A 22,901-nucleotide genomic window follows, 5' to 3' on the forward strand; every position below is an offset into this window, starting at 1 on the left:
CTCCTTTCTCGATAATTACCATCAGCATCAAAAATATGGTGGATCTTATTATTGGTAACGATTTTCGTAGCCACATTATGAATATTTCCAGAATGGTCGAGTGTTTCATACCAGGATCTGATTTGGCCTGTTTTTTTGGATCCCACTATCTTATCAATCTGGCCCCAGCCATTTCCCCAGTTGTTCTGGAAGGGGTCATTTCACCATAAAAGCGATAATTTCCATTATGCAACTCCTTAACTCCAGCCTTCCCATATTTCTCAATCTGTCGGAGCATTCTTTTAGTTTCGTCCCTTGCAGGGAACTAACTGAACGTTTTTCACCTTTAGCTATCCCACCACAGCCTTTCGGCGGATCGCCATCAGCCCCTTCAATACCTATCTTCAGCATCGGGTTATGCCAAAGATCTTATCCTGGCTCAGCGAGTTATTCTCAACAATAACTTTTTCCGATGTGACGTAGGCTGCCGGAAAGAGCTTGTACACCAGTGATGTGCAGTGTACAAGCAACTCTCCGGAATCCTTTCATCAGTTGTATTTAAAATCGATAGTTATCTCTGATTTCGGTATATCAAGCTTAGCTATACAACCATGCCAAAACGGTTTTTCTTTTGATTTAAAATTCTCTATAAAAAACCTTCTAAGTAAAACCAATAACTCCCTTAATCTTTGATCCGTTACCCCATCCTCAGGTAAAAACCAATTTTTTTCGTTTTTCTCGTTAATATAATCATAATTAAAATGGCAGCTATCGCCTTCCGGAGATAGCTCTGCTTCCATTATGACTAACTTTGCATCACCAGGAGCCGAGTTATAAAGCAACTGTCCGATTTCTTTGTATATTTCATCATCTAGACTCATTTTTTGCCTCCTGGAGCGTTGTCAATGTTTACACGAGTTGGCCTTCCATTATCAACAGAATAAGTCACATTAAAACTGCTGGGCCGCTTGCTGTTGTCAGCATAGATGGGTTGTATTTGCACATCAACCTTTTTACCCGCTTTAAGATCTTTCGCCCAGCTATTTTCCATCTGTTTCCAAACGCCTTTGTTTAGATTCCCATCCATAGGAACTATATTTAATCTTTCTCCAGGTCCACCAAAAATACTGGCTACTAAATGACCGCCCTCATCGCCAGGATTACCGCATTTCCCACCAACACATTGCTGATATGTATTGCGATCATTTTTTGATAACTCGAGGGTGGCTTTAATGTCACTTGGTCTGCTAAGTTCATCAGTATGATAGGTCTTGTTACCATCAACCTTATAAACCGTATTCGGCTCAGGTTTATTTAAGGTCTTGTTCCAAGCCCCTTTCTTACCGGAGTCAACAATGACAATGTTTTTTCCTTCTGTTCCCGCGGCTGGTTTCCCGCCTTTACTCATCCCTCCGGTTACAGCCCCAAGCGCAGCCACAGCAAGAATTTCAGCCTGTTGCTTGTCGATACCATAACGACTCTGTAACTGGCTGGCAAACTCAGTACTGGTAACAACACCTTCTGCTTCGATCTGTTGCGCTAGCAACGAGGACATATCGTTCTTCATTGCAGACGGCACATCTGCACCTAACACGCGATCTATAGCTTCTCGTACCAGCATTCCGTTAGCAGGTATATCTCCATATTTCTCTTTACAGGCCACCGGGTTTGTTGCACAGACAGCGATCATTTCCTGCTGTTGCTTCAGGCTGAGATCTTCCATCTCCTTGACGACCTGTTTGCAGTCGCCACGAGTCTCACACCCTCTCGCCCTTGCCGCAAAACTGTCAATCTGATCGGCACTTAGCGCATTATTCTCAACCGCATTCTTCCCGCCCTGCGCCCCCGCAGCCGCTGAAGCCGTGCTGTCTCCTGCTATTCCTCCGGCCATCCCCGCCGATATCGTCGCCAGTGTGCTGACCGTCTGCTTCTGCTCCTCGCTCAGGTCACTCACCGCTTTGCCCGGATACATCGCCTCCATGATTGCACGCGCAGCCAGTTCCCCCGTAGCCGCACCGGCCGCACCCGCCGCTGCACTGTTCCCCTGCAAGGCCGCAACCGCGCCGCCCAGTATCGCGTGCGCGATGGTGTTGACCGCCGGATTGCCCTCCGTCGATTTCAGCAGATGCGCCAGCTCCGGCGCCGAGGCCCCCGCCAGTGCAGCAGTCAGGTCTCCGCCCGCCAGCCCCTGAAGCGCAGCCGTTGCCGCCTGAATGCTACGCTGAATGGTACTGCCCGTACCAAACTTCGCCTGCTCGTCGCGATATGTCTGCGTCTCCTTCAGCTGCTCAACCGTCAGGTCAGGGTGCGCCTTACGCGCTTCCTCCAGCGCATTCAGCTCGCCCTGCGTTCTGGCGATGTCTGCCACCTGCCCGCCGATATCACTGATGGCACTCACCTGCGCAAGACGCTGCTGCTCCTTCTCCTTGTCAAATATCGGGCTGATGCTGTCGTTTGCGTGTTCTGTGTCACGGCTCAGGTTAGCCACATCCTGCTGCTGGTTTGCGGTATCACGGATGGTGATGTTACCCTCGCCCACCGCCGCCTGCGTCGTGCCTTCCGCATGACCGCTGCTGCCCGCTGCCGATACCACACCGCCCGGCATGTTGCCCTTGAATGCGTCGCCGCCAAAGTCACCGCCGCCGCTGAGGCTGATACCGCTGTGGCTGACCTTATAATCCGCCTCGTTGTGGATATCCCGGAAGCCCAGCGTTCCCGTATCGAGACTGTTTTTGTCAGCCGTCGCCGTCGAGGCAATCACCGCACCGTCAAGCTGCGTGTGGCGTCCCACCGTCACATCAAAGCCGCCATCGCCCGCGAAGAGCCCTGTCTGCTCCTGCACCGAGTCATACGTGCTCTTCATTTTGTCCTGGCTGGCGCTGATATAGCCGGACCCCGTCATGCTGCCGAACGAGAAGCTGCCGCCTGCCGCCGTGCTGTTCTGCGTCGATTTATAATCGTTGCTGTCCTGCTGGCTGCTCATCCACAGGTCGCGTCCGATATCGGCAACGATTTTATCGCCGCTCACCTGCGCGCCGTTCAGAATAGCGTCCCGACCGCTGGACATGGAGACCGTCCCGCCGCTGTCGAGCGTCGTTTCCGTCCAGGCCGTACCGTCACCCTTTTCACTGCCTTTCGCGGCATTCACATTCGCAAACACGCCGATGCCGTAACCGCTCTTCCCGCCGCCAATGCTGACGCCTGCACCGCCACCGCTGCTGCTGTTCTTTCCTGTTGTCTGCTGCGTGCTGGCCGCGCCGCCCAGCACAATATCGTTTGCTGCGGCAAGCGCGGTGTCGCCGCCCGCCTTCAGCTGGCTGCCGCCGATAAGGATGTCGCCGCTGTTATCACCTTTCCCTTTTCCGGTCGCGGTAATGGACAGATTATTCCCGGCGTTCAGCGTACTGCCCGCAACCGTGTCACTCTGCATGTGTTGCTCGGATTTCGATTTCTGCGAGGAGAGCGAAACGCTAACGCCGATACCGCTGTTGGGATCGCCGTTAATCTGCGCCATTTCCGCCCCCTGCGACGCCTGTACGCCTGACAGTGCCGCTTTGGTAGCCTTCAGCGCCGCAAGGCGGTCATCGCTCTCGCCTTTCGCGTCGCGTGCCGTGGTGACCGCATTATTCACCGCGCTCCCCGCCGCCCCCGACAGCGCCACCGTCAGTCCGCTGCTCTTCTGCTCAAATTTTTCATCGAGGGTACGTTTATCATGCCCCGGCTCAATCACCACGCTGTCGCCGGTGAGGCTGATATCCTTCTGCGCAATGATATCCGCCCCGCCGATATGCGCCTGTTTGCCTGCCGAAATGCTGACGCTGCCGCCCGTCGAGCCGACGGTGCTGAAGCTCTCGCTCTGGGTCGTGCCCTGCTCGCGAAGATCGTGGGTGGTTTTGCTGCTGCCGATGGTAAAGCCGATGCCGCCCGTGCCCATCAGGCCGGACTTTTTGGTCTCCTTAAAGCGCCAGGAGGTGTCGGTGTTGGTGGCCGCCACGATGTCCACGTTGTTGCCTGCGGACAGGGCCACGTCGCCGTCTCCGGCGACCGCCGAACCTAACACCCGCAGGTTGTTACCCGCCGACACCGTCACGTTGTCGCCGCTCAGCAGCGCTCCCTTCTCCCGCGTCGCGCTGTCTTCCTCGATGGTGTGGGTGGTCTTTTTGCTGAGGAACCCTTTTTTGGTCTTCGTCTGCTCCTGGAAGTGGTAATCGCTCTCCGTTGCCGTCGTCAGGTTCACGTCGCGGCCTGCCGCCACGCCGATATCGCCCTGCGCCGTCACGTCAGCCGCCTGCGCGGTCACGTCACGCCCTGCAAGGATCGTGGTGTTGCCGCCGCTGGCAATCTCCGTTCCCTGCTGGCGTACGGATTCGTCGATAACGGTTTTTTTCTTCTCACGGCGGCTCGCGCTCTGCGAGCTGGCTTCCGCCAGCAGGTTCACGTCCCGACCGGCCTGAATCCCCACATCGCCTTCCGCAGCCATTGCTGCCGCACGGGCATTCACATCGTTACCTGCCTGCAGGGTGAGGTCATCGCCAGCGCTCAGGGTGCTGCCCTGATGCGTGACGGACGCCGTCTCCGTTGTCGCGCGGTTGCGCCCGGCACGTCCCTCGCTCGTCGCAATCTCGTTGGCGGTGATGTTGATATCATTCCCCGCCGCCATGGCCAGGCTGCCGCCCGCCGACACGTTTGCGCCGGTCACTTTGATATCCTGTCCGGCGCGCATCGTCAGCCCGTCGGTGGCGGTGATAGAGGCCGCCCTGCCCACATCCGTGCCACCGAAATGCACATTACCCGCATCGACGTTCCACTGCTGCGCGCGGGTAACGTTGTTAATGCTGCCCGTGACGCTCTCCAGCCCTACCGTTTTACCGCTGATGGTGGAGCCGATGTTGTTGATGTCCCCCAGCGCGCTCAGGTTCAGCCCGCCGCCTGCGCTCAGCAGTCCGGCGTTGAGGTTGCTCAGGCTGTTGCTGCTGTCAATGGACAGGCCATTCTGCGCCACGATCGTACTGCCGCTGTTGATGACGTTGCCGCCCGCCAGCTGGACGTTATTGCCGCTGATGACGCTGCCGCTGTGAACGGTGACATCCTTCGGCGACAGGTACACTTTCGGGATCATCACCGTCTGGCCGTTGATGGTTGCCGCTTCCCACCACAGCAGGCTGTGGTCAAGCGCGGCAACCTGATCCGCCGTGAGCGCCACGCCAAATTTCAGCCCCAGCGTTTTCTGTTGCTCTGCGGCGCTGTCCATCAGGTAGCGCATCTGATCGAGATCGGAGCCGATGCCGTTGATATAGCGGCTGCCGGTCTGGTTCAGAATCGCGTTGCTGACGTAGCGGGTATCAAACACCGCGTCGCCGAGGAAGCGGTAGTCGCGATCCGGGTTCAGGCCGAGCCTGTCGAGGAAATAGGCCGAGCCGAGGAACTGGTTCCGATCGGTGTACGCGCTGTTGGTTTCACGCGGTGCATCGCCGGGCTTGATGCCGAGCAGGCCATACAGTCCGTCAAACAGGCTGTCGTCCATATTGCCGAGGTCATCAAGCTTCGGGTTTACCGTAATCAGATACGGGCTGTCGGGATCGGTGGACGGCACGAAATAGCCGCTATTGCCGGACGGTAGCGGGTAGTTACCGTTGCTGCCGTTTTGATCGGAAAGTGATGAACCGCCGGAGATGTCTTTCAGGGCGTCGTTCACCGCATCACGCCACTGAGGGGAATCGATCGCTACGGATCCCGCGTCCAGCAGTTCCGTCTTCGTCAGTGCGCCACTGATATTCTGCTGACTTAACGTATTCAGTTCGGGTGGCGCTATTTCAGGGCTAAAACTTCCGGCATGGGCTGTGGTGGTTCCATTATTAATGGTGCTGGCAAAGCTGAGATCCACGTTGCCACCAGCCACGATCGTCGAATAATACGTTTCGCCAGGCGTAAAGTCTTTTGCCTGTCCATCCAGCGTAAATTTTATGGTGTCATTTTCAAAATCCGGGAGTCGTGGCCCTAACTCCTCGAGCTTGCCGGTCGCATAATTTCCGTTCCAGTACGTTCCTTTTGGGTCATAGCGGTAGACCAGATACGTATTGTCTGTGCCCGTCTGCCAGCTCTGGTTATTCAAATGGTTACCCGTGAGGGTTATATCCCCATTTGCCAGGATGGAACTGGCCCTGTTTTCCAGCACTCCGGCCTGAGCCGTCAGGTTTTTGCCTGCGGCAATACGCCCGGCGGGATTGTCACCGCCGATCACCGTTGTGACGGTCTGGCTGTTCAGAAAATGCTGCGTCGCGTTTTCAGCAAACGGTGCGTAGTAGTAAAGCTTATCGATCGTGATGTTACACGCGCCATGACCGTTGCAGGGCGTGCCGTGCTGATTTTCAACTTCACGGATGAAATAGCCATAACTACCGTCAGGCATCAGAGAAAGCGGTACCTCAATGGTAACGCCGCCCATTCCGCTAATGGCTGAAGGGTTACTGGTGGTCGTTGTGTTTGCAAAAAAACCATCCCGCTCGTTCAGCAGCTGTCCGGTCTTCATGGTGATATCGCCCCGAAGGGTTTCGATGTTCCCGGAGGTATTAATAATCTCCGTATTCGCTATGCCGGAGGTGTTTTTCTGCATCCAAAGACTGTCACCCGCCAGAATATCCCCCCAGCTGTTATGGATGCGGTCGGCAAACAACATCAGGTTGCTACCCGCATAAATCAGCGCTGTGTTAAGCAGCGTACCGGCGGCCGTCATCGTCAGACTGCCCGCCGTGCCGGTGAAGCCGTTAACGGTGATATTTTCACGTGAGGTAAGCTGCACATCTCCGCCCGCCTGAAGCGAGCCGGACGCGTTGAGGAGCAGGCTCTGCGCGCTGAAGGTACTGCTGCCGTTTCCGGCGGTGAGCGTACCGCTGTTCGTGAACGCGCCGCCCGCACTGAGGGCAATAACATTGCCCTGCATTACGCCGCTGTTCGTCATGGCATTCTGCGATGAGACAGACAGCGTTTTACCTGCTGCCAGGGTGCCGGTGTTAGCGAACGCGTTAATCAGTTTCAGCGTGGCGTCGCCCAGGGAAACCACAGCACCACTGCCGCTGTAATTACGCACGTCCAGCAGCAAATTATCCCCGCTGTAGAGCTTACCGCTCCCGGTATTATCAAGGGCGTCACCGTTTACCGTAAGCGAAGTGGCGCCAAATACCGTTCCGCTGTTGGTAACGTTTTGGTAATTTGCCTGCAAACCCGCACCCTGAAGCGTGCCGCTGTTATCAAGCGTGCTGCCGCGCAGTTCGGCGTTTCCGGTTGCAAGGATATTCCCGCCATTCACCGCATTCACCACATCCAGCAGCAGCCTCACCGCCTGTACCAGCCCGCTGCTGCCGTTCGTAAGCTCCGGCGCGGTCAGCGTGAGGCTGCCACCGGAGAGTACCTTGCCGTCGTTCTGCACGCGGGTGGTGGCTTTCACCGCGGACTCACCACCGCCCTGTATCGTCCCCTGATTATTCAGCGTGGCAGCCGACACCTTCAGCGCCTTCTCACTCAGCAGCACGCCGCCGGCGGTATTGCTCAGCGTCCCGGCGGCGTTCAGGGTCAGGCCTTCACCCTGAAGCCGCCCGCTGTTGATAAGTTGCCCGGCGGTAACGGCGGCCGCTTTCCCCTGGATTTGCCCGGCGTTGGTCGTACTGCCCGCATCAAGCGTCAGCGCGCCTGCGCTCAGCAGTTTCCCACCGGCCAGATTGTTCAGATCCTGTTTCATGGCGACAGACAGCGCATCGACACCGGTAATTTCGCCGCCGTTGGCCAGCGAACCGGCCTGGAGCGCGAGGTGCTTCGCAATCCACTGTCCGCTGTTTGCCAGCGTCAGCGCTGAGAGCGCCAGTTCGCCATTGGAGGTAATTTTGCTCCCGGCCGTGCCGGTAAGGGTGCCGCTGATGTGCGCATCCAGTGAATCTGCCGCCTGGATCGCACCGCCGTTCGTAAGCGTCTGCGCATCAATAAATACCCGTTTCCCCTGCCATTGCCCCGCGTTGCGCAGATCGCCGCCGGTCACGGACACGTCGCCCGCTGACAGCAACGATCCCGACGCGTCATTGACCAGCGACAGCAGCGGCGCCGCCATCTCCAGGCGGGCTGCCAGCGTCAGGGCGGCAATCCCGGTAATCGTTCCGCTGTTCGTGATGCTGTCCTGATGAGCGGATACCCGGTTTCCCTGAACCGTACCGCTGTTGCGCAGCGTATTTCCCGCGAGCGAGAGATCGCCCGCCGACAGCAGGCTGCCGTTATTCACGGTATTGACGGCATTCAGCGTGGTGGCGCCCTGGCTCATCAGATCGCCGGTATTGCTGAGCGTTCCGCTGGCCGAGACGTCAAGCGAGCCGGTGGCGAGTGTACTTCCGCTGTTATTCCAGTCACGCCCGCGGAGGCTGACGTTCTCTCCCTGCAGCTGGCCTGCGGTGGTGAGCGTGGTGCCTGAAAGGCTGAGATCCCCGGCAGCGAGCGTGCGGGAGCCTGCCAGTAAATCCATCTCTTCGGCAGTCAGGGACAGGCCGGTATCGCCCTGTAACAGACCGGCACTTTCGAGGCGCCCGGCATTCAGGGCCAGCGTGCTGCCCACGATGCTGCCCGCGCTGGACACAGACCGCGCGGTGATGCGGTTTGTCCCCTGAGCCAGCAGCAGACCACCCGCGGCGTTATTCAGCGCGTCGTAGTCAACGAGAAGTGAAGCGCCGCTCAGCTCGCCGCTGTTGGTCAGGGCTGCACCGGACAGGGAAAGCGCGGCGTCGCTGGTGATAATGCCGGCGTTTTTCAGTTCAGGGAGCGAAAGCGACAGCGCCGCCGGGCTGTACAGCACCCCGCTGCTGCGGTTATCCAGCAGGCGGGTGACCAGTGAAAGCGTTTTTTCGGCGTGGATCAGGCCACCGTTAATGACGTCAGCGCCGTCAATTGTAAGGGAGGAGGCCGTCAGGGTTCCGCTGTTGTCGAGATGTCCGACGTCAGCCTTAAGCCCTGACGCCGACGATTTCCCCGCGTGGCTGAGGCTGCCAGTAGCCCTGAGGATCAGGTTGTCTTTCGCGGCCTGAGTTCCCTCAAGCTGCGCGCGCTGTACGTCCACGCTGACGTTCCTGCCCTGCGTCTGCGCGGTGGCAGCGGTTTTCAGGCTGTCACCCAGCACGGTTACGGTGCCGCCGGCGCTGGTTTCACCGGCAAGCGCGGTATCGGTATTGTTCAGCGTCAGATCCCCATCGCTGTGGGTAACCGACCGTTCGCTGGCGGTAAATGTTCCTGCTGAGGCGCTGAGCCCCCGAGTGCCGGAGAGCGTGCCGCGGTTGACGATCTGCGCCGCCTTCAGCGTAAGCGCGTCGTCGCTGAGAAGGTTGCCGCCGTTGTCCAGCTTACCGCTCGCGGTCACAGTAGTTTTGCCCTTCGCGCCGGTGTCGCCGGAAAGGGTGATATTGCGGGCAGTAATGTCCAGCGTGGAGGCGCTGCTCAGCGTGCCGGTACTGGCGATATCGGTGCCTGCAACCGTCAGGCCGTTACCCTGAACGGTGCCGGTATTGCTGAACGTGCCGGTGTTAATCCGGTTATCCGCAACGGCTGCAAGCGTGCCGTGGTTGGCGAGGCTGCCCGCGCTGACGGCGAGGGATCGTCCGGCGGCATTGCTGCCGTTCAGCTGGCTATGGCCGGACGTGGTAAGCGTGATATTTCCGCTGGCGCTGGTTGTGCTGCTGATCTCCTGCGTCAGCGTTTTACCGCTGAGCGCAATCTCTGAGGCACTGAGATTTCCGCGCTGCACCAGCTCGCCGCCCTTAACCGACAGCCGCTGGCCTGCGGCGGCAGAGCCGTTAAGCACCGCGTTTTCAGCACTGTTCACGGCAAGGTGACGGCCGGCGCCCGCCTGAGCATCTGCGCTCTGGGTAAGGCTTTTTGCCGCAAGCGTCGCGTCACCTGCCGCCATGAACGACCCGCCGTTCTGCGCCAGCGTGCCGCTGGTGGTTAACTGGAGGTTTTTATCGGCGGCAAGACGGGCCTGAGCGAGCGTCACGGCCTGCTGGCCGGAAACATTGATGTCGCCACCCGCTTTATGGTCGCCGCTTAACGTCACCTCCGACGCGGTAACCGTGGTGCTGCCGCTGGCAAGGGTGTTTTTAAGCACCACTTTTCCGGCGCTGTTGAGCGCAATATCGCCCTGGCGCGCGTTCAGGTTGCCAAGGTTAACGCCCAGCCCCTTTTCGCTTGAGACAAGACGAATGCGGTTGGCGTACATACCGCCCAGCGCACCGGTGTCTACGGCGACCCTTGGCGCTTCACCTTCACCTTTCAGCCCGCTCACGCTGCCATCCGCCGCCACGCGGTTTGCCCCGGCGATAACCGTTAACGCTTTCGCATGCAGCCGGGCATTAATCTCGGTGGCGCGAGAAATGATTGATACCGCATCGCTCTGGCTGCCGTCCAGCCCGGCACCCTCGATGGTGACGGCGCCTTTGGTCACGTCAAGCGATTGCAGCTTACCGCCGGCATCGAGCACCGGCTTACCCGTAGTGAGCGTCGCGTTTGGCGTGTTGATAAACCCGCAGCCGTTACAGGTAATGCCGTAGGGGTTCGCCACAATGACGTTGGCCGCCTTGCCCGCCACTTCGGTATAGCCCTGCAAATTCGAGCGGTTAGTCCCGGTGACTTCGTTGATGATGCCTTTGGCTTCCTGCCCGGCTTTCAGGTTGGGGTTATTCTGAATGATTCCGCCAAGCTGGGTCTGGTTGAGCTGCCCGGTGGCGTTATTGAGGATCAGCCCCTCTTTCCCGACGTTGTAATCGTTGTACTTGTTATGGGAAATACCGGACTGATTCGGCGTGGCAATATTCACCACCGGCACGCCGTTGGCCGCCCTGTCCATCTGCGTGTTGCCGGACGGGGTGATGGTTGCGGCCATCGCGGGCAGCAGCGGCTGCGTTGCCAGCAGCACGCTCAGTAAGGCGCTCAGCGCGCGCTGCGAAAAACGAACCTGATCCTGTTTCATCATCCCTGTCCCTTAGAAAGCCACTGATACGCGGTAATAGATCGTGAGGCGATCCGGCGCCAGCCAGTCCGGATAATCCACGGGGGTACCCACGCTAAACTGGCTGGTTAACCATCGGTTAGCCGTGGTGATGCCCAGCGCGGTCCCCCAAAGGGTGCCGGAGGCATATCGGTCAAAACCGTCCTTCTTCAGCCAGCCGCCGTCGAGCGCGGCCAGCACGCCAACGTCGCCCACCCACGGCAGCGTAAAGAGCGAATAATTAAGCTCGTTTCGCCAGTAGCCGCCGTTATCGCCGGAAATATACTGCTCCTTAAAGCCGCGCACGGAGGCTTCGCCGCCCAGCGTCAGCCGCTCGCTGCCGTACAGGCGGTCCGGCGACCACTGGAAGTAGACGCTGGTCAGCCACCACAGCCTGTCCGCCACGGGGCGCTGGAAGCTGCCGTTCACGCTCCATTTACGAAATTCGGCTTTCGGGACATCGCCATGCTTGTCGTTATCGTCTTCTGCGCCAAACCACGGTACCCCCTGAGTGAAGGTCGGGTTCAGGGTCGCCACGCCCGAGGCGATTTTTTGCGTGTGGTTAAGACCCAGTGAGAAGCTGGAGAGCTTGCGGCTGCTGGTGGCCAGCAGAACATCGTCGAGGTAGTTATGGTTGATGCGGTGCGTGATGCCCGCCGACACGCCGGTTTTGATATCGCCATTGCGGAACAGCACCCAGGAGCCGTTCAGCCGGTGGGTTTCGGTATCCCCCGTCGAACGCCAGAGATAGCCATTATTATCGATTGTGCTGAGGTAGTTGCTCCAGCTGTAGCTGTAGTCCAGCAGCCCGTAGCCGTAGGGCACGCTGATACCGGCTGCAAAATTTTGCGCATCGTGGCTGTTCGAAAAATCACTGCTGCGCCCGCCGCTGACAAACCACTTATCCGCCAGACCCAGCAGGTTATTGCCGTACAGCGCGCCGCTGAGCTGACCGGTACCGGTGCTCTTTTGCCCGCTGTTATCGAAGCTGGCCGATCCGCTTAGCGGGAACTCTGGCGAAGCCGTCAAATTGACGACAGAGTAGCCCTGCCTGTCGCCGGGCAAAATTTCAATTTCAACCGGCCTCTGGCGCACCCGGTTGAGCTGCTCCATGCCCTGCTCGATATCGCGCAGGTTGAGGATCTTGCCTTCAAGGCCGGGGAAGGTCATCGTCAGGGTGCGCGCCGGAACGCCTTCAAGGCGTATTTGCTGGAGCTTGCCTTCCAGAACCGCCAGCCGGAGAACGCCGCCGGAGAGATCCTGCTCGGTCAGAAACGCGCGGCTGGTGATATAGCCCCGGCTGATGTACCAGTCCGACACGGCGTTGGTCAGGGTGTTAAGGCGGGCAATATCAAGGCACTGATTCAGCCACGGCGCGACCAGCCGCTTTTTAGCAGAAGGCGAAAGCAGGGTTGCGCCAGACAGCTCGATGCGGCTGATGAAGAAGCACGGCCCCTTTGACGCAGAGGTATCGTCTGGCCTGACGGGACGCGGTAATACCACGCTGCGCTCCAGCGCTTCGCGCTGACGCTGGTTCTCGTCCAGCAGCTGCTGCTGTTGCTGCTGAATGGTATTGCGGTCGGCCGGTGACAGCAGGGCGGCGAGTGCGATGCCTGGCGCCAGCAGCAGGATGGCAGCCAGCAGGGTGCGTGCTGATGTTTTCCCTAACACTATTTACTCTCCGCTCAAAGTCCGGTTTCAGACTTGACTGTTAAAAAACGAGCAACTTATTTCAAAAAGTAAATAGTGTAAATATCAATAAAGAGAATAAGGATATTTCTGGCGCATTTTCAGAATTTTGCAGGGTTAAATCTGGGGCACTATTAAAGAAATCCCCCGTCGCGCCGATCATCATCCATGTGTATTATTTCCCGTAGCGTTTACAACAATTAACCTTATCTCAACTACTTAAGCGCCATAGCGAAAGGCATCATGAGCACACCGATTAAACGGCTAGAAATCATTAAAAATGCCATTGAGCTGGAAGATGACGACATCATCCTGAGCCAGCTGAAACGCCTTAAAGACGAAGCGTTTGACGAAGATCTGCTGGCCATCGTCGTGGCGCTTGAGCAAAAAAATTACACCGCGGCCCTGCGCGCCATCACCGACTGGCTGCAACGCCAGCGCGCCGTGACGCAGTGGCGCGACCCGCAGCTGGCGGCCAGCAAGCTGGAGCTGAAAGCCCTGGAAGAGCGTCTGCGCGATCTGATTGACCGGCGTAACGCCCGGGTGCAGCAGCTTGATGAGTTTAACGACCTCTATTTCTCCCGCCTCGGGCCGCTGATGCAGCAGATCCTCGCCCTGCGCAAAACGCTCGCGGAGCTGAACCTGCGGCGCCAGCAGGCGGAGGCGCGCCGCAGGGCAGAAGATTACCGCCGCTGCCAGCGCTACATGGCGCAGGCCGTGGAGGTACTGTCGACGCTCACCCAGCGCTGGCGCGAGCTACCGGCGGATTCCGTTCAGGCGGCGGAGGCACGCAAGCAGCTTCAGCAGCAAAATCATCTGATTGCCACCCTGCTGGCCGAAGCGCTGGAGCTGGAGAGCGGCTTAACGCGTGAGGAAGAGCCGGCGCGTCAGGCGCGCGACGAGGCCAGCGACGAGTATGAGAAGTATCGCGAGCAGCACCACGATGCCGAAGTGCGGCTGCGTAAAGGCAAAAATCTTTCAGAAGAAGATCGGAGCGAGCTTAAGCGCCTGTGGCGCCAGGCGAGCAAGCTTTGCCACCCGGACCTGGTTGCGGACGATTTAAAAGAGGAAGCCAACGCGATGATGGTCCAGCTCAACCAGGCCAAACAGCGCGGCGACGTCAAAGCCATTCGCTCGCTGGTCGCCCGTCTGCAGCAGGGCTTTGAGCCGCTGATGGCGAGCGACAGGCTGAACGACCTGGAGCGCATCCGCAAAAAGATGACGCAGGTGCGTGAGCAAATCGACACCTTAGTGAACGAGCTGGCCGAGCTTGAGAAGGAGGAATCCTGGCTGCTGGTTTCGTCGCTCAGCAATATGGAAGCCTATTTTGCCCAGCAGGAGAAAGCGCTGCACGACGTCCGCGCCTCGCTCGAACTTCAGGTGAGCGAAGCGCGGCTGGATCCCGCAGCCTGATTATTTGGCGTGCCAGTACGCGCTGGCACGCACCAGCTGCGGATCAATCGCGTTGGTTTCAAACTGGCTGCTCAGGCGTTTTACCACCTTTCCTTCCCCGGTCAGCCAGATAAAGTAATCCTCTTCCGGCACGGTCAGCGCGGCCAGATGCTCCGCCACCGCCTGCTCGTCGTGGCCGATTGCCCAGGTGATGTTGAACCCGCTCAGGTGTGCCAGATAGTCCCTGAATGACGCATCGCCCACGGTAACGACGGCGTGGATCTCCGGGCGCACCGGCAGCTTTGCGATGCCTTCCAGGCGGCGGCGCAGCGCGGGCATGCCGGACTCGTCGCACACGTACAGCTGCCAGGCATAATCTTCCGGCACCACCAGCGATCCGCGCGGACCGCCGATGGTCAGCTTATCGCCGGGCTTCGCCTCCAGCGCCCAGCTGCTGGCGATGCCGCCATCATGAATGAAGTAATCGAGCGCCAGCTCGTGATTTTCAGCATCGTACAGCGGCGTATAGTCGCGGGCCTGCGGGCGCAATCCGTCGCCCCAGTCGATGCCTTCATCCGTAACGACAGGCGGCACGAAGGCCGTGCCCGGTGCCGGGAAAAAGACTTTGATATGGTCGTCGAAGCCGCGAGAGCTAAAGCCCTCCAGCGCCTCGCCGCCTAAAACAATGCGCTGGAACCCTGCGCCGATTCGTTCAGCGCGGAGCACGTTCAGCTCGCGAAAGCGCAGGTCGTTGCGGACGCGCTGAGGGTAACGGGTAGATGCCATGTTGATGCCCTTCTCAGGTGAATACGATATATCTAAATCAGTTTTTAATGATAATGATTGCTTTTCACCCAGAAAGCAAGATCTTTTAGATTGCATCTGAATATATCTAAGATATAGTTTAGATATATCAAATTGAGGAAAAAGCATGCGACACGAGCACGAAGGGGGCGGACGTCGGCCACGATTTTTTGGTCATGGCGATTTGCGGCTGGTCATTCTGGATATTCTGACGCACGGCGCGAGCCACGGCTACGAGCTGATTAAGGCGATTGAGAACCTGACGCAGGGCCATTACACGCCAAGCCCTGGCGTGATCTACCCGACGCTGGACTATTTACAGGATCAGGCGCTTATCACCATTACCGAAGAAGAGGGTGGCCGGAAGCGGATTGCGATTAACGCCGCCGGGCAGCAGTGGCTGGATGAAAACCGGGAACAGCTGGCGCAGATTCAGGCGCGAATCAAGGCCCGCTCGGTGGGTTTCCAGCTGCGCAAAAACCCGCAGATGAAGCGGGCGCTGGATAACTTCAAAGCGGTACTGGATCTGAAGGTAAACCAGGGAGAGCTCAGCGACGCGCAGCTTAAGCAGATAATCGGCGTGATTGACCGCGCGGCGCTGGAGATCTCCCAGCTGGATTAAGCCGGCGCGTGCTCGCTCACGCGGAAGACGCGTACCAGCTCCTTCAGGTGCATCGCCTGCTCGTTCAGCGATGCCGCCGCCGCAACGGACTCCTCCACCAGCGCCGAGTTCTGCTGAGTGGTGGAGTCTATCAGGCCAATCGCGCTGTTGATCTGCGAGATGCCTTCCGTCTGTTCATGGCTGGCCTGGCGAATTTCGCGCAGAATGACGTCCATCTCCTCCACGTTGCCCACCATCCCGTTGATAAGCCCGCTGGCCTTCTCAACCAGGTTCATGCCGTCCTGCGTCTGGCTTGTCGAGCTTTCGATCAGCTGGCGGATTTCGCTCGCGGATGTCGCGCTTTTCTGGGCCAGCTGGCGCACTTCGCCCGCCACCACCGCAAAGCCACGGCCGTGTTCGCCCGCGCGCGCCGCTTCCACCGCCGCGTTCAGCGCCAGAATATTGGTCTGGAAGGCAATGGCGTCGATCAGGTCGATAATGTCGGACATCCGGTTCGACGTTTCGTTTATCAGGCGCATTTTGCTGGTGACCTGCTTCATCATCTCGCCGTTGTTTTTCACCACCGCGGCGGCGTCTGCCGAAAGCGTGGTCGCTTCCCCGGTGTGCGACGCGGTGTTCTTCACCGTGGCGGTGATTTGCTCCATCGAGGCGGCCGTCTGTTCAACGGAACTGGCCTGCTCCTCCGTGCGCGCGGCCAGATCCTGGTTGCCGGCGACAATCTGCGCGGCGGCGCTGGAGATGTTTTCCGAGCCGGTCTGCACCTGCTGCACAATTTCCAGCAGGCGCGTTTTCATCTCCATCAGCGCCGCGAGCAGCAGGCCGGTTTCGTCTTTACCGTGCGAGGTAATGCTGCCCGTGAGATCGCCATCGGCAATGGCTTCCGCAAAATGCACCGCATCGTTCAGCGGGCGGGTAATGGATCGCACAATGAACCAGCCAATCAGGCTGGCCGCCGCGACGCTGAAAAGGGTAATCAGGATCAGCAGCAGGCGGTTGGTGTGGAAATCCTCTTCCACCTGCGCCCCCGCGCCCTGCATTTCACGGTCCTGGATTGCGATCAGCGCCTGCACTTTCGCTTTGTAGGACTGCTGCAGGCTCAGGGTGCTGGACATCATCTCGTGAATTGCGCCCGCGCGATCGTTATTCTGCACGGCCTGTAAGATGCGGTAGCGCGAGTCCAGGTACTGCTGGCGTACGTTGTGAATTTCCTCCAGCACCTGTCGGGATTGCTTATCCGTAAGAGCGCCGTCAAGTTCGCTCAGGATCGCGGTGATGCGCTCGCTGATGGCCTTAAGACGCTGCTGCGATTGCGCCGTATACGTCCCCTGCTCGTCCAGCAGCATGAGCTGTTGTGTACCTATAAATTCCTGGAAATTGTCGATTAGCTGGTTGGCTTTTACGGTGGTGGGATAGTCGCTCGAAATGATGGCCTGCATTCCGTTGTTTGCCCGATTCAGGCTCAGCAGAGACAAACTTGCGCTAACAACCATCAGGACAATAAATAACCCAAACGCCAGAAATAATTTCGTGCCGATCTTTACGTCATGTATAAACATATTTACTCCATCGATGTGATTATTTCTCAGACGATCGCTGTTATCGGTAAAGAACCACCTAACTTTATGACTTTGATCGTTTTTTTATTTTTACAGGCCGTAAAACCTGGATGATGAAATAAAAAAAGAATGGCGCTTTTTTTAGTTATTTAATATTTCCTTAACAACTCTGCTTTTCAGAAATGAAAAAAGCCGCGTATTCCCGGTGGAATAAACGGCTTTATCGACGGATAAATTGACTTAATGCAGCACGGTGACCGCATCTTCCAGGCGTCCGGCCCGGTGTTTCACCATCGCGGAGATATGGGCGCTCTCTTCGACCAGGTCTGCGTTTTTCTGGGTAATGCTGTCCAGCTCGGCCACGGCGCGGGTCAGCTCTGACAGCCCCGTCGCCTGCTCGGACGTAGAGTGGCTGATCTGCGCGATAAGCTGCGTGACGTTTTTCACCTGCTCGACGATATCGTCCATGGTGCGCCCCGCGGCGTGCACCTGATCGGCCCCCGACTGCACCTTGCTGGCGCTGGCGTCGATCAGCTTGCGGATATCGTTAGCCGCGTTTGCGCTGCGGCTGGCAAGATGACGCACCTCCCCGGCAACCACCGCAAAGCCTTTGCCCTGCTCGCCCGCGCGTGCCGCCTCAACCGCTGCGTTCAGCGCCAGAATATTGGTCTGGAAGGCGATGTCGTTGATAAGGGAGGTAATAGAGCCAATGCGCTGGGTACTGTCGGCAATGTCATCCATGGTTTTCACCACGGTCTGCATCACGGTGCCGCCCTGCGTGGCCGCGCTGCTGGCGGCTACTGACAGCTTATCGACTTCGGCCGCGGTCTCTGAGTTACTCTGCACCGACGCCGCCATCTGGTTCATCGTTGCCACGGTCTGCTGCACGTTAGCCACGGTCTGACGCGTGCGGTCGTTGAGATCTTCATTGCCCTGCGCCAGCCTGTCGCTGCCGTCACGCACGCTCACCACCTGGCTGGACACGTCGTTGATCAGCCAGCGGCACATCAGCCCCAGCTGCCCGACGGCACGCAGCGTCAGGCCCAGCTCGTCGCTACGGTTAAGGTGCTGAACGCTGTTTTGCTCGCCGGTAGCGACCTTCAGCGCCTGTCGCGCCACGTTTTCAACCGGACGGACAATCTGTTGCTCAAACAGCACGGTGCCAAGCAGCATCACCACGGCAGCAGCCCCGAGCGAAGCCCAGCCCGCAGCGCTGGCAGCCAGGGTCCCGGCCATCACCGCAAAAAGCGCCGCCATTACGCTTCGCACGCGCCAGCGCAGCGGCATTGACGGCACCTTGCCGAGCCAGCCCCTGCGCACCACCAGCCCTTTATGAATGCGTTTTTTACAGCGCCCTTCGTTGAGCGCCTTATAAAGCGGCTCCACGGACGCAATCTCGTCCTCCGTGGCGCGGGTACGAATCGACATGTAGCCCGTCATCTGGCCGTTACGCACCATCGGTACCGCATTCGCGCGGACCCAGTAATGATCGCCATTTTTACGCCGGTTTTTGACGATCCCGCTCCAGGGTTCGCCCTTTTGCAGCGTATACCACATGTCGGCAAAGGCCGCTTTGGGCATATCCGGGTGGCGCACGATGTTGTGCGGCTGCCCGAGCAGCTCCTGGAGCGTAAAGCCGCTTACCTGCACAAAGGTGTCGTTGGTGTGGGTCATGTAGCTGTGGAGGTCGGTCGTCGACATAAGCGTGGTGTCATCGTCCAGCGGGTATTCATTCTGGGTGACATAGTCAGGAGAGGACATAGTGAGCATCCCTTGCAGGTTATTTGAATGTTAATTTTGTGGCTTATGTTTTTTCGGCGATAAAAAATTTATCTTTAGTTGTTAAATATGATTGAGATCGCAAATCTTGGTTAAACCGCACTTTTCGTACGCTTTTCTAATTAATTGATTTAAAATACTTTCGCGTAGAAACTACTCCTAAAGCATGATCCCGTAGCGCACCCTTAAGTCGCATCCTCTGCCCCACGCCGGTGCAGTTGACGAAACGCAGCCCCTGCCCCGTCTCCGGCTCGCTATCCCTTATCCCGTCCGGCGCGCAATGGCATGATTAAATTTTGCGCAACATTAATTTAACCTGGCGTTTATCCCGATTTTTGTTAAGGCATCTGAGGTGGCGTAATCCCTGCAATACTTAACTCAGTATCATGTGATACGCGATCCCCGGGAGCATATTTTGAACAGGTTACCTTCCAGCGCCTCGGCTCTTGCCTGTACCGCGCACGCACTGAATCTCATTGAGAAGCAAACGCTCGATCATGAGGAGATGAAACAACTTAACCGAGAGGTCATTGATTACTTTAAGGAGCACGTCAATCCTGGTTTTCTTGAGTATCGCAAATCTGTTACCGCCGGCGGGGATTACGGAGCCGTAGAGTGGCAAGCGGGAAGTCTGAACACGCTTGTCGACACCCAGGGACAGGAATTTATCGATTGCCTGGGTGGTTTCGGTATTTTCAACGTGGGGCACCGTAATCCAGCAGTGGTTTCCGCCGTACAGAATCAACTTGCGAAACAACCTCTTCACAGCCAGGAGCTGCTCGACCCGCTTCGCGCCATGCTCGCGAAAACGCTGGCGGCGCTCACGCCCGGCAAGCTGAAATACAGCTTCTTCTGCAACAGCGGCACCGAGTCGGTTGAGGCCGCGCTCAAGCTCGCCAAAGCGTATCAGTCGCCGCGCGGGAAATTCACCTTTATCGCCACCAGCGGCGCGTTCCACGGGAAATCCCTGGGCGCGCTGTCGGCGACCGCCAAATCCACCTTCCGCAAACCGTTTATGCCGCTGCTGCCGGGCTTCCGCCATGTGCCGTTTGGCGACATAAACGCCATGCGCACGGTGCTGAGCGAATGCCGTAAAACCGGCGACGACGTGGCGGCGGTGATCCTGGAGCCGATTCAGGGTGAAGGCGGCGTGATCCTGCCGCCGCAGGGCTATCTGCCCGCCGTGCGTCAGCTGTGCGACGAGTTCGGCGCGCTGCTGATCTTCGACGAAGTGCAGACCGGCATGGGGCGCACCGGCAAGATGTTCGCCTGCGAGCACGAGAACGTGCAGCCGGACATTCTGTGCCTGGCGAAAGCGCTGGGCGGCGGCGTGATGCCGATTGGCGCGACGGTTGCTACAGAAGAGGTGTTCTCGGTGCTGTTCGACAACCCGTTCCTGCATACCACCACCTTTGGCGGTAACCCGCTGGCCTGTGCGGCCGCACTGGCGACCATCAACGTGCTGCTGGAGCAAAACCTGCCCGCGCAGGCGGAGCAGAAAGGCGACATGCTGCTGGACGGCTTCCGCCAGCTGGGCCGGGAGTACCCGGACCTGGTACAGGAGGCGCGCGGTAAGGGAATGCTGATGGCCATTGAGTTTGTTGATAACGAAATCGGCTACAGCTTCGCGAGCGAGATGTTCCGCCAGCGCGTGCTGGTGGCCGGCACGCTCAACAACTCAAAAACCATCCGCATTGAGCCGCCGCTAACGCTGACCGTTGAGCAGTGCGAGCAGGTGCTGAAGGCGGCACGTAAAGCGCTGGCGGCGCTGCGCGTGAGCGTGGAAGAGGCGTAAAAAAACGCCGGGTGGCTAACGCTTACCCGGCGTACAAAATCAATACAACCGCCCGGTGAGCGCAGCGCCACCGGGCAAAGCGCTACTCCGGCAACAGCCCGATAAAGCTGCGTTTTTTGCGCGGCTCCGACATCAGGTCTTCAAGCTTATCCACGCAGGCCAGATAGTGCGGGGTTTGCTTATGCGCCAGCACCGCCTCTTCGTCCTTATAGGCTTCGTAGATAAAAAAACGGGTTTTCACCCTCGGATCCTGCAATACGTCAAAACGCAGGTTTCCCGGCTCCCGGATCGCCCCCTCGTGGTTGGCGCGAAACGCCTCGAGAAACTCGTCCACCCGTTCGGGCTTGATGTTGATCTCCACTAACGTCACGTTCATTTCGCTTCTCCCTGTTTCTCTTCCTGCCAGAACTGGAACGCCTCCCGGGCGCTCATGTTCTCGTGAACCACTTTCTTCACCGCCTTCAGCATGGCGAGCGGCGCGCTGGACTGGAAGATGTTGCGCCCCATGTCCACGCCGGATGCCCCCTGGTCAATCGCGCGCCAGCACATCTCCAGCGCCTCGTGCTCCGGCAGCTTTTTGCCGCCCGCGATAACAATCGGCACCGGACAGCTGGCGGTCACCTTTTCGAACCCCTCGTCCACGTAGTAGGTTTTGACGATCTGCGCCCCCATTTCGGCGGCGATGCGGCTGGCGAGCGAGAAATAGCGCGCGTCGCGCGCCATCTCCTTGCCCACGCCCGTCACCGCCAGCGTCGGCATACCGTAGCGCGCGCCCGCATCGACCAGCTTGATGATGTTGCCGATCGACTGATGCTCAAACTCGCTTCCGATGTAGACCTGCGCCGCGACCGCGCAGACGTTCAGGCGCAGCGCGTCCTCCATCGCCACAGCTACGCACTCGTTCGACAGCTCGCCCAGAATCGAGTTACCGCCGGAGGCGCGCAGCACCACCGGCTTATTGGCGGCGGCGGGTACCTGGCTCCTGAGGATGCCGCGGGTACACATCAGCACGTCGGTTTCGCCAAACAGCGGGGCGATAGAGAGATCGATACGCTCAAGCCCGGTGGTCGGCCCCTGAAAGTAGCCGTGGTCAAAGGCCAGCATTACCGTGCGGTTGCTTTGCGGGTTAAAGATGCGCGCCAGCCGGGACTGCATGCCCCAGTCCAGCGAGCCGCAGCCCTTCAGGGTGTACGGCGCGTTCACCTGCGGCGTGCCGATGCCAAAATCCTTGCCGTCTTTAATGTCGTCTAAATCAGCCATGTGCTCCCCCGTCAGAAATCGTATTTGCTGATGTTCTCTTTAGTGAACACCACCCGCTCCGGCAGCAGCACGATGCCGTTGCCCTTCGCCTCATACTGATAGCCCTGCACGCTGTTCGGCTCGACCTTCAGCGTGCCTATGTCCTTGACCTCCACGCTGTCGCCAACGTTAAGATCGCCTTTTTTCAGCAGACGATCGGCGACGTTGACCGCAATTTTGCCCTGCTGCACCACGTCCCACAGGCCGAAGGCTTTCACCGTGCCGCGCTCGACGTACGGGCGCATCACGTTCGGCGTACTGAAGCCGACGATCGCTACCCCTTCCCGCTTCAGGTTCTCCGCCGCCTGCGCGGCGGCTGGCAGCGCGTTGGCGTCCGGCGCGATGATGGCATCCAGATCCGGGTAGGCTTTTAAGATCCCCTCGGCGGTTTGCAGGGACTTGGTGGCGTCGTTATAGCCAAACTGCGTGGTGACGACCTGCCACTGGGGATGGTCTTTTTCGATTTTAGCCTTCGCCTCCTTCACCCACTGGTTCTGGTCGGTGACGGTGGGGCTGGAGTAGAAAAAGGCCACTTTGGCATTCGGTTTGGTGACCTGCCTGCCCGCCATCTCCACCAGCAGGCCGCCCAGCTGTTCCGGCGTGCCCTGGTTGATGTAAATGCTGCGGCACTCCGGTTTGGTGTCGGAATCCCAGGTCAGGACCTTGACGCCGCGCTGCATCGCGCGCTTCAGCGCCGGGCAGAGCCCGTCCGGCGATACGGCGGAGACGATAATGGCGTTATAGCCCTGGTTGACGAAGTTATTGATGAGCTGCACCTGGCCGGAGACGCTCGGCTCGGTCGGGCCGTCGTAGGTCACGTCCACGCCAAGATCTTTCCCCGCCTCTTTCGCGCCGTTGCCGCCGCTGGTAAAGAAGCCCACGCCCACCAGCTTCGGGATAAAGGCAATGCGGTCCGCCGCCTGCGCCGAGGCGAAGCTGAGGGCCATTGCCAGGACTATCAGTTTTGTTTTCATC

12 protein-coding genes are annotated in these 22,901 nt (G+C 58.6%); 3 read left to right on the forward strand and 9 right to left on the reverse strand.

Annotated elements, in window-relative coordinates; genetic code table 11:
• Positions 1-527 precede the first annotated feature (527 nt).
• From OWK27_RS07670 to OWK27_RS07680, 3 genes are read right to left on the reverse strand one after another with little or no spacing between them, the layout of a single operon-like run.
• The gene (locus OWK27_RS07670) at positions 528-860 is read right to left on the reverse strand and encodes a hypothetical protein (RefSeq protein WP_047361260.1); all 333 of its coding nucleotides are present in this window, start codon (positions 858-860) and stop codon (positions 528-530) included.
• The gene (locus tag OWK27_RS07675; protein ID WP_324291167.1) at positions 857-10,972 is read right to left on the reverse strand and encodes a hemagglutinin repeat-containing protein; all 10,116 of its coding nucleotides are present in this window, start codon (positions 10,970-10,972) and stop codon (positions 857-859) included. Before OWK27_RS07675 ends, OWK27_RS07670 begins: the two co-directional genes overlap by 4 nt.
• A 12-nt stretch (positions 10,973-10,984) precedes the next feature.
• On the reverse strand, positions 10,985-12,661 hold the full coding sequence (locus OWK27_RS07680; protein WP_148418399.1) for a ShlB/FhaC/HecB family hemolysin secretion/activation protein: 1,677 nt from the start codon (positions 12,659-12,661) through the stop codon (positions 10,985-10,987).
• 261 nt (positions 12,662-12,922) lie between these two features.
• Here OWK27_RS07680 and OWK27_RS07685 point away from each other — a divergent pair, with 261 nt between their 5' ends.
• The gene (locus OWK27_RS07685; protein WP_176609433.1) at positions 12,923-14,092 is read left to right on the forward strand and encodes a DNA repair protein; all 1,170 of its coding nucleotides are present in this window, start codon (positions 12,923-12,925) and stop codon (positions 14,090-14,092) included.
• Here OWK27_RS07685 and OWK27_RS07690 read toward each other — a convergent pair whose 3' ends face one another.
• A complete protein-coding gene (locus OWK27_RS07690) occupies positions 14,093-14,857 on the reverse strand; it encodes a siderophore-interacting protein (protein ID WP_267590149.1) in 765 nt (254 codons plus the stop codon). It lies immediately after the preceding gene.
• Between the two features lie 145 nt (positions 14,858-15,002).
• Between OWK27_RS07690 and OWK27_RS07695 the strand changes: the two genes are divergently transcribed.
• The gene (locus tag OWK27_RS07695; RefSeq protein WP_148418396.1) at positions 15,003-15,497 is read left to right on the forward strand and encodes a PadR family transcriptional regulator; all 495 of its coding nucleotides are present in this window, start codon (positions 15,003-15,005) and stop codon (positions 15,495-15,497) included.
• Here OWK27_RS07695 and OWK27_RS07700 read toward each other — a convergent pair.
• Together OWK27_RS07700 and OWK27_RS07705 are read right to left on the reverse strand one after the other, a co-directional pair.
• Positions 15,494-17,053 carry a methyl-accepting chemotaxis protein gene (locus OWK27_RS07700; protein ID WP_267590150.1) on the reverse strand — a complete coding sequence of 520 codons (1,560 nt, stop codon included), beginning with the start codon at positions 17,051-17,053 and terminating at the stop codon, positions 15,494-15,496. The two genes, OWK27_RS07695 and OWK27_RS07700, sit on opposite strands and share 4 nt — an antisense overlap.
• Before the next feature lie 240 nt (positions 17,054-17,293).
• A complete protein-coding gene (locus OWK27_RS07705) occupies positions 17,294-18,814 on the reverse strand; it encodes a PAS domain-containing methyl-accepting chemotaxis protein (protein ID WP_176609429.1) in 1,521 nt (506 codons plus the stop codon).
• A 433-nt stretch (positions 18,815-19,247) separates the two neighbouring features.
• On the opposite strand from OWK27_RS07705, the gene ygjG reads away from it, so the two are divergent.
• A complete protein-coding gene (ygjG, locus tag OWK27_RS07710; RefSeq protein WP_176678680.1) occupies positions 19,248-20,627 on the forward strand; it encodes a putrescine aminotransferase in 1,380 nt (459 codons plus the stop codon).
• 82 nt (positions 20,628-20,709) lie between these two features.
• On the opposite strand, the gene lsrG is transcribed toward ygjG, so the two are convergent.
• The 3 genes from lsrG to lsrB are packed head-to-tail and all read right to left on the reverse strand — an operon-like array spanning position 20,710 to position 22,900.
• Positions 20,710-21,003 (reverse strand): (4S)-4-hydroxy-5-phosphonooxypentane-2,3-dione isomerase, encoded by a 294-nt coding sequence (gene lsrG, locus OWK27_RS07715; protein WP_148418392.1) that lies wholly within the window; start codon positions 21,001-21,003, stop codon positions 20,710-20,712.
• Positions 21,000-21,887: a 3-hydroxy-5-phosphonooxypentane-2,4-dione thiolase gene (gene lsrF / locus OWK27_RS07720; protein ID WP_193355037.1), complete on the reverse strand. Its 888-nt coding sequence runs from the start codon at positions 21,885-21,887 to the stop codon at positions 21,000-21,002. The genes lsrG and lsrF overlap by 4 nt, the downstream gene beginning before the upstream one ends.
• A gap of 11 nt (positions 21,888-21,898) precedes the next feature.
• Positions 21,899-22,900: an autoinducer 2 ABC transporter substrate-binding protein LsrB gene (gene lsrB / locus OWK27_RS07725; protein ID WP_176609426.1), complete on the reverse strand. Its 1,002-nt coding sequence runs from the start codon at positions 22,898-22,900 to the stop codon at positions 21,899-21,901.
• Between the last annotated feature and the right edge of the window lies 1 nt (position 22,901).

The sequence above is a fragment of the Enterobacter cloacae complex sp. 2022EL-00788 genome (assembly GCF_026627565.1).
Lineage (GTDB): Bacteria > Pseudomonadota > Gammaproteobacteria > Enterobacterales > Enterobacteriaceae > Enterobacter > Enterobacter pasteurii.